Raw genomic sequence first — 7702 nt, 5'->3', positions numbered from 1 at the left:
TTTCTGGGCAGCGGTGAGGCCGAAGAGGTGGTCGTCCTCGTTGATGGTGCCGCCCACGGCGCACAGCGAGTTATGGCAGTTGGTGAGGACGTAGGGCAGCGGGAACTCGGTCATGCCGGAGGCGCGGGCCGTCTGGATGATGCCGACGAAAGTGATGTCGTGGCTGGCCATGGCGTCGAAGCGGACCTTGAGCATGTCCGGGTCGCCCGAGGTGTTGTGCGCCTGGAGGATCGAGTAGGCGATGGTGCCGCGGCGGGCCTCCTCGGCCGCGGCGGCGATGCCGGCCTCGGCCGCCTGGCTCGCGGGGATGACCTCGTCACCGTTGCGCAGGAAGACGCCCTCGTCGTACAGCTTGACCATTAAAACCCCGCTCTCCCCCGGGCCTCCCCGGGACTCGTGCCTTCGCGGCGCCGGGGCCGGCGCGCACAGATAAACGTGAATCCATTATCCACAACGAATTTGCGTACGGGTTTCCAAACAGTCGCGCACGACGGATGCGATACGATTCCGACGGAAGACCACGAGGGCGGGCCCGTGCGCCCGCCGCGCAAGGAGCGCCGAAGATGAGCAGTGAAGAGAAGGGCCACCCCAACCTGCCGCCGATCCCGAAGAAGCTGGGAGGCGGGCGCGCAGGCTTCGGCGCCGTCGCCGCAAAGAAGGGCATGGGCCCGAACAAGGCCTGCGGCCACAAGGGCGGCATCTGCCGCCAGGGCTCGAAGCGAGGCTGACGTGGCACAGCAGCAGACCTGGGAAGACACCCGGACGATCCCCGGCACCCTAACCAAGCAGGACATCTACGACCTGCTCGACGCGCGAGACATCGAGTACGAGGCCGTCGAGCACCCGCCGGTGTGCTCCGTCGAGGAGGCCGACGCGATGGCGAAGCTGCCCTTTGACGAGCACGAGGCGAAGAACTTCTTTCTGCGCGACCCGAAGCACCGCAATTATTACCTGGTCACGGTGCCCGACCACAAGAAGGTCGACCTGCACGTCGTGCAGGCGCAGTTCGAAAGCAAGCGCCTCAGCTTCGCCTCGGAGGAGGACCTCGCCGAGCGCATCGGCATTTACCCGGGCGCCGTCACGCCCTTCGCCGCGCTGAACGCCGAGCCGGGGAGCATCCGCGTCGCGCTCGACGCCGATTTCCGCCGCTGGGGCTGGGTCGGCTGCCACCCCTGCAGCAACACCGCGAGCGTTCACGTGCGCTGCGAGGACCTGGTCGCGCTGCTTGCCGAGGCCGGCCACGAGGTCGAGTTCATCGAGCTGTAGGGGGCACGGCCGGCGCGGCAGCGGAGAGGAACCGAGGCTGAACGTGCCAGCCGCCTCGGCGCGCGCGACGGCCGAACGGCCCTACCCCTGCTCATCACTCGCGCTGCTTGTTCTTCTACAACCGAGGCGCGCGCGACGCCCGAGCGACCCTACCCCTGCTCGGGCTCCAGCTCCCGCGAAGCGGGCAGCATGTCGTAGGGCATGGCGCGAAAGACGACCCACCACACGAGCAGCGCCGCCAGCGCATAGGCCGGGAACTTGACCACCAGGTAGAACACTGCGAGGCGCACGACGAAGAAAACGACGCGCAGCAGCCCGCGGCGCGGGCGCGTCTCGCAGCTCATGCGCACAAAGGACCCGCCGAGGGTGCGCCCCTTCCACGCCAATGGCGCGAGGAACTCGAAGAACACGAGCATCGCGCGGAACGACCAGCGCGAGACGAGGTCCATCATGCGGGCAAAGTGGCGCCAATCGGCGAAGTAATGGCACAGCACATACTGCGCGACCACGATGAACACCATCGCGACGACCCAGGTCAGCACCATGTCGAGCACGAAGGCGACCATGCGGCGCACAATGCTCGGACTGTGCGTGGGCTCGAGCGCCTCAGGCTCGATGCGGTACGGGACGAAGTGCGTGAACACGGCGGCGCAGGCCCAGCCCACGAACGCGCCCGTCGTGTTCGTCAGCAGGTCATCGACATCGAAGGTGCGGTACGCATACGCGTAGTGGTGCCAGACGCCCGTGAGCTGCGTCGTCTCGACCAAAAGCGACACGGCAAATCCCGCCAGGGTCGAGCGGACCGGACCCCAGCCGGCGCCGCGCGCCACGATGAAGCCGAAGGGCACGAAGAGCGCCACATTGGCGAGGAGCTCGAAGATCGCGGACTTGTTCCACGAGCGTATCTGCCGCGCGAAGAGCCAGAAGTCGAGGTTCGGCTTGACCCCGTAGGTGATGCCGGGACCGGAGTTGCCCGATGGCAGCGGGTAGAGCGTGAAGCACGCGAGGCCGAGAAGGTAGAAAACGACGATATAGGCGCAGGCGACCGACCAGAAGCGGAGGCGGCCGTCTCGCCGGTAGAGGATGGCGAGGATAGGCAGCGTGCAGACGAGCGACGCCAACGGCCACAGCGCGAGCGCCAGCGAGAAGCGCGGGGAGTATTCGAGCAGATAATGCATAGGGCGGTGCCTTCCGTCGATGCGGTTCGGTTCGTTCGGCCGTCCTCCATCATGCCCGAGCCCGATGCGGATTCCGTGGCGGAAGGCCGCAGGACAGCGCTACGCCAGCGCCGTCTCCGTGTGCCTCGCGCGCTTCTCTGCGCAACGCAGAAGAACAGCTAAAGAGCCGCGACCTTGTTCCAAGGGCGAATCTTCGCGAGCTCCGGCGCGAGGCGGCGCTTCTCGACCTCGGTGTCGTAGGCCACCTGCGCCCGCATCCAATACCCGTCGGTGAGCCCAAAAAACTTGCAGAGCCTCAGGTCGGTGTCCGCGGTCACGCGACGCTTGCCGAGCACAATCTGGCCTATGCGCTGAGCGGGGATACCCGTCTCTTTGGCAAGGCGGTACTGCGAGATCCCCATAGGCTCCAGGAACTCCTCCTTGAGCAGCTCCCCCGGTGTGACGGGAGCAATCTGAAAGTCCATGAGCGCCTCCAACTAGTGATAGTCGACTATCTCGACATTGTCCGCGACGCCGTCGCTCCACTCGAAGCAAAGGCGGTACTGACTAGTAATGCGGATGCTGTATTGCCCCGCTCGATCGCCCTTCAACGCCTCGAGGTGGTTTCCGGGAGGAACTCTCAGGTCGTCGAGGCTCGCAGAAACTTGGAGCTGCCTGATCTTGCGGAGGGCGATCCTCTCGAACGCTGCAAACGCAGGCACCCTGATGCCGTGGGCGAGGTTATACGTCACGGTGTTCCTATAACTCGTAATCATAGTATCGCCTCGCAGTAATATCGTCAAGCATTACTCTTATCGTCACAGGTAAATACTATCATAGGTACGTGTGTTCTAGGTGTAATATTTATTCCACGAACAACAGAGGGCTAAAGGAGCCGCAAATGAACATCCTGGTACTGATTCCGGCGAGCAAGAAGCACAAAGCCGAGCTCGAGGGCGCTGCGCCGGACGCGGAGTTCGCGTACTCGAGCATCGAGGCCGCGACGGACAAACAGGTCGCCTCCGCCGACGTTATCGTGGGCAACCTCCCCGCCGCGCGGCTGCACACCGCTTCCCACCTGCAGCTTATTCAGTTGAACTCCGCGGGATACGACAAATACGCGGCCCCGGGCGCGCTGCCTGCAGGCGCCGTGCTCTGCTGCGCAACGGGCGCCTACGGCCAGGCGGTCTCGGAGCACCTCTTTGCAGAGATCCTCGCCGTCATGAAGAAACTCCCCGGCTACCGCGACCTGCAGCATAGCCACCAATGGGACGACCTCGGCGAGGTTGCGACGCCCGCCGGAGCGAACGTGCTCGTGCTCGGCGCGGGAGACATCGGCACGCACCTGGCTGCGCTCTTCTCGGCAGTCGGCTCGCGCGTCACCGGCGTGCGCCGGCACGCGGTTACAGCCCAGGCCCCGTTCGAGCGGATGGCCACAATGGACGATCTGCCCGCGCTATTGCCGCATGCAGACATCGTGGCATCGGTCCTGCCGAGCACGCCCGCCACGCACGGGATCGCCGATGCGGGCTTCTTTGCTGCGATGAAGCCGGGGGCGTACTTCGGCAACGCCGGGCGCGGGGACCTCGTCGACCAGCCCGCGCTCATCTCCGCGCTCGAGTCGGGCCACCTTGCGGGCGCCGCGATCGACGTCTGCACACCCGAGCCCTTGTCCGCAGGCGACGCGCTCTGGGACGCGCCGAACCTCCTGCTCACGCCCCACATCAGCGGTTTCTACCACCTACCCGCGACGCTCGACAACATCGTGCGCATCGCCGCGCACAACATCCGCGCGCTCCAAGGCACAGGGGACTTCCGCAGCCGCGTGGAGCTGTAGAGGCGACGTCGGCTCGCTCGTAATCGCCTCTCTTCCGATGTTCGCACCCGGATGGACCACATGGAGCCCTTCAGAGGCCCCGCATGCGGTCCATCCGGGTGCGAACATCATTAAAGGGTGGAGGAGACCGCGCAACGTCGCCGGCGCGCACCGTCAGAGCACCCCGCCAAGCAAGTAGCCGCTCCTATACAAAGAACCCCGCTCCCCCTCCCCATATGCGTCGATTATTTCGCTACAGAACCTTTACAGAGACCCACCCAGGCCGTTCAGTCATAATCGAGCGCGGTAAACAAGCAAGTTAGGAGTCACCGTGCCCGCAAACGACGCCGCGCCCGAGAGCAGCCGTCCCTTCGACCTCATCGCCTTCGACCTCGATGGGACCGTCTTCGCCTCACCGAACAACCAGTTGGTCTCGCCACGCGTCTACGCCGCGTTCCAGGCGGCCCACGACTCCGGCGCGCTCGTTGCCGTCGCATCCGGCCGCCCGCTGTGGATGATCGGCGAGCAGATCCCCGAGGCGCCGTGGCTCGACTACGCCATCACCTGCAACGGCGCGCGCGTCGTCGGAACCCGCCGCAGCGACCTCGACTTCAGCCACAGCATCCCGCGGCCCCTCGCCGAGAAGCTCCTCGCCCTGATCACCGAGTACGGCGGCACCGGCAGCATCCATACCGACGTCGAGTCCCTCATGGAGAAGCGCCACTGCGAGAAGATCGCCCAGGACCTTGCCGAGCGCGACGCGAAGACCGACGACGCTGCTGCCCACAGCGGCTCCCCCGCCTCCAATGAGGGCCGTGGCAACCCCATCGACGCCGTCCTCAGCCTCTTCAGCGGATCCGGCGTGGACTCGATGCTCGACGCCTTCCTCGCGCGCCCTACCCAGCAGCTCGACAAGGTCGACTGCACCATGCCCTCCAGCGAGTCCGCCGATAAGCTCATCGCCAAGCTGACCGAGCTCGGCGGAATCGGCATCGCGCGCATGGACGCAAAGACGCCTGAGTTCACGAGCTCCGCCGCGTCCAAGGGCGCAGCCCTCGTCGAGCTCTGCCGCCGCCTGGGCATCGTCCCCTCCCGCGCCGTCGCGTTCGGCGACTCCGGGAACGACCTCAGCATGTGCGGTCGCGGCATCACCTTCGTCGCGATGGGCAACGCGACCGCCGAGGTCAAGGCGGCCGCAGACGACCAGACCGACACCGTCTGGGAAGACGGCGTGGCGACCTGGCTCGAGCCGCGCCTCGGCATCTCCGCGCCAGAAGCGTCCGCCTAGCATGGAAGACCTCGTATTCAGCCTGAACGCGACGCTGCCCATCTTCCTCATGATGATGCTGGGCTACTTCCTGCGGCGCGTCGGCATCGTCACGCAGGCCTTCGCCGACGCCGCGAACTCGTTCGTCTTCAAGATCTGCCTGCCGCTCGTCCTCTTCGATGACCTATACCAGATGGACATCGCCGCAGCATGGGACGGTGGCTTCGTCGCATTCTGCGCCGCAGCCACGCTCGCCAGCATCGTGCTGTGCTGGCTCGTCTCGCGCGCGTTCGGGCGTCAGCCATGGCGCGGCGAGTTCATCCAGGCCTCCTACCGCTCCGGCGCGGCCTTCCTCGGCATCGCGTTCCTCCAGAGCATCTACGGGGAGGCCGGCGTCGCTCCCCTCATGGTCATCGGCGCCGTCCCCATCTACAACGTGAGCGCGGTCATCATCCTCGAGCTCATGCGTCCGGGCAAAGAGACCCGCGGCGTGAGCCCCGAGCTCATACGGCAAACCCTCAAGGGAATCGCCACGAACCCCATCATCCTGGGCATCGTCGCCGGCGTCGCGTGGGCGCTGCTGCGCATCCCCATGCCGGCCGTCCTCGGCACCGCCGTCCACGACGTGGGCGCGATCGCCACGCCGCTCGGCCTCATCGCGCTCGGCGCTTCGTTCAGCTTCCGCCGCGCATTCGCCGTCGGGACGCCGTCCGTGATCTCGAGCGCCATCAAGCTCGTGGGGCTGGAGCTCGTGTTCCTCCCCTTGGCGCTCGCGCTCGGCTTCACTGGACAGAAGCTCGTCGCCGTCATGATGATGCTCGGGCTGCCCTCGACCGTCAGCGGATACGTCATGGCGCGCAACATGGGCTATGAGGGGGACGTCAACTCGAGCGTCGTCATGCTCACGACGTTGCTCTCGTCGGTGACCATCACCTTCTGGCTCTGGCTGCTCAAGTCGCACGGGTTGGTGTGAGCGCTCAGCGTACGCAGCATTAGCCCGATGGCATAATCGCATATACCCGAAGGGGGATGAGTTGTTCGCCATGCGTGCGCCAACCTGCGTTGGACTCGCTTGCATATAACGCCAATCCAACGAATGCTGTATAAATTGTCGGCGAACGGCACTTTTCGGGTTGGCAACGGCAATTTGCGCGGCATAATGTAGTGCAACCATTTTCAGAAACCCACGCACAGACCACCTGGGAGGTTGCGCATGAAGGAGCTCGAGGACCGTATTCGCAAGGACGGAATCGTTCGAGAGGGCAACGTCCTCAAGGTCGACAGCTTCCTCAACCACAAGTGCGACGTCGCGCTCTACGACCAGATGGGCGCCGAGTGGGCCCGTCTATTCGCGGGGAAGCAAGTCGACAAGATCCTGACCATCGAGTCCTCCGGCATCGGCATCGCCTGCGTCGCCTCCCGCCACTTCGGCGACGTCCCCGTGGTCTTCGCGCGCAAGACCGAGTCCAAGAACCTCGACGGCGAGCAGTACCGCACCCAGATCCGCAGCTACACCAAGGGCCGCACCTATGAGGTCATCGTCGCCAAGCGCTTCCTCGAGCGCGGCGAGCACGTCATCATCCTCGACGACTTCCTCGCAATGGGCTGCGCCCTGAACGGCCTGCTCGAGATCTGCGACAAGGCCGGCGTGGTCGTCGAGGGCATCGGCATCGCGATCGAGAAGGGTTTCCAGCCTGGCGGCAAGCAGCTCCGCGAGCGCGGGTACCAGGTCGAGTCGCTCGCCATCGTCAACAGCATGGACGCGACGACCGGCGACATCGAGTTCGCGTAAGCTCGACTTCAGAAGCACCCCCCGAGCGGCCCGGCAGCACAGCTGCCGGGCCGCTTTGTTTGCACACTATTGGCTTGGGGCCACGTCACAGACAAAGCTTTACACACTTTGCGATTAGGGCCACGTCAAAGGCAATATCTTGCACACTTTTCGATTAGGGCCACGGGATTTTGACGGCCGAAGCGAATCCGATTCTTCATCAGCTCCAGCAACCTGCAGTTTTGCTTCCGATTCCCATCATCGGGGCGCCCGAGGCCTCAAAAATACGTAGCCCTAAGCGAGTTTTGTGTTCCGAGTTCACTTGGACGTAGCCCTAAGCGAGTTTTGCGCAGCGGCAGCTGTCCTTCGATCAGCTACGTCCATAAAGTGGTGTAAATAGCAGTGGCGGGCCAGAGGCCCGCCCT

The 7702-nt window shown here is 64.9% G+C and carries 9 protein-coding genes and 1 pseudogene; 6 read left to right on the top strand and 4 right to left on the bottom strand.

The genetic code is table 11. The annotated features are described in order from the left end of the window. Window positions 1-360 (bottom strand): annotated as a pseudogene (locus ACT84W_RS05115) (hydratase); the annotation flags it as partial. 203 nt (window positions 361-563) lie between these two features. Between ACT84W_RS05115 and ACT84W_RS05110 the strand changes: the two are divergent. Then, complete coding sequence (locus tag ACT84W_RS05110; RefSeq protein ID WP_444328428.1) at window positions 564-728, top strand: hypothetical protein; 165 nt, start codon at window positions 564-566, stop codon at window positions 726-728. Between the two features lies 1 nt (window position 729). After that, the gene (locus ACT84W_RS05105) at window positions 730-1266 is read left to right on the top strand and encodes a prolyl-tRNA synthetase associated domain-containing protein (protein ID WP_444328427.1); all 537 of its coding nucleotides are present in this window, start codon (window positions 730-732) and stop codon (window positions 1264-1266) included. A 149-nt stretch (window positions 1267-1415) separates the two neighbouring features. Here ACT84W_RS05105 and ACT84W_RS05100 read toward each other — a convergent pair whose 3' ends face one another. The 3 genes from ACT84W_RS05100 to ACT84W_RS05090 form a co-directional block, all read right to left on the bottom strand. Beyond that, window positions 1416-2444 (bottom strand): VanZ family protein, encoded by a 1029-nt coding sequence (locus tag ACT84W_RS05100; protein WP_444328426.1) that lies wholly within the window; start codon window positions 2442-2444, stop codon window positions 1416-1418. A 158-nt stretch (window positions 2445-2602) separates the two neighbouring features. Next, on the bottom strand, window positions 2603-2908 hold the full coding sequence (locus ACT84W_RS05095) for a HigA family addiction module antitoxin (protein WP_417576374.1): 306 nt from the start codon (window positions 2906-2908) through the stop codon (window positions 2603-2605). 12 nt (window positions 2909-2920) lie between these two features. Further along, window positions 2921-3199, bottom strand: a complete 279-nt coding sequence (locus tag ACT84W_RS05090) for a type II toxin-antitoxin system RelE/ParE family toxin (protein ID WP_417576373.1) — start codon at window positions 3197-3199, stop codon at window positions 2921-2923. 125 nt (window positions 3200-3324) lie between these two features. Between ACT84W_RS05090 and ACT84W_RS05085 the strand changes: the two genes are divergently transcribed. The 4 genes from ACT84W_RS05085 (at window position 3325) to ACT84W_RS05070 (ending at window position 7298) form a co-directional block, all read left to right on the top strand. Next, window positions 3325-4260 carry a D-2-hydroxyacid dehydrogenase gene (locus ACT84W_RS05085; protein WP_444328424.1) on the top strand — a complete coding sequence of 312 codons (936 nt, stop codon included), beginning with the start codon at window positions 3325-3327 and terminating at the stop codon, window positions 4258-4260. A gap of 310 nt (window positions 4261-4570) precedes the next feature. Beyond that, window positions 4571-5527, top strand: coding sequence for an HAD family hydrolase (locus ACT84W_RS05080; RefSeq protein ID WP_444328423.1), 957 nt, complete (start codon window positions 4571-4573; stop codon window positions 5525-5527). Window position 5528: 1 nt separating this feature from the next. Continuing rightward, window positions 5529-6479: an AEC family transporter gene (locus ACT84W_RS05075; protein ID WP_444328422.1), complete on the top strand. Its 951-nt coding sequence runs from the start codon at window positions 5529-5531 to the stop codon at window positions 6477-6479. A 240-nt stretch (window positions 6480-6719) separates the two neighbouring features. Continuing rightward, a complete protein-coding gene (locus ACT84W_RS05070) occupies window positions 6720-7298 on the top strand; it encodes a xanthine phosphoribosyltransferase (RefSeq protein WP_417576369.1) in 579 nt (192 codons plus the stop codon). Window positions 7299-7702: the final 404 nt, after the last annotated feature.

It is taken from the genome of Paratractidigestivibacter sp. (assembly GCF_052362415.1).
Classification (GTDB): domain Bacteria; phylum Actinomycetota; class Coriobacteriia; order Coriobacteriales; family Atopobiaceae; genus Paratractidigestivibacter.
Note: the sequence above shows the minus strand (reverse complement) of the source record. Positions and strands in the feature narration are given on the sequence as shown.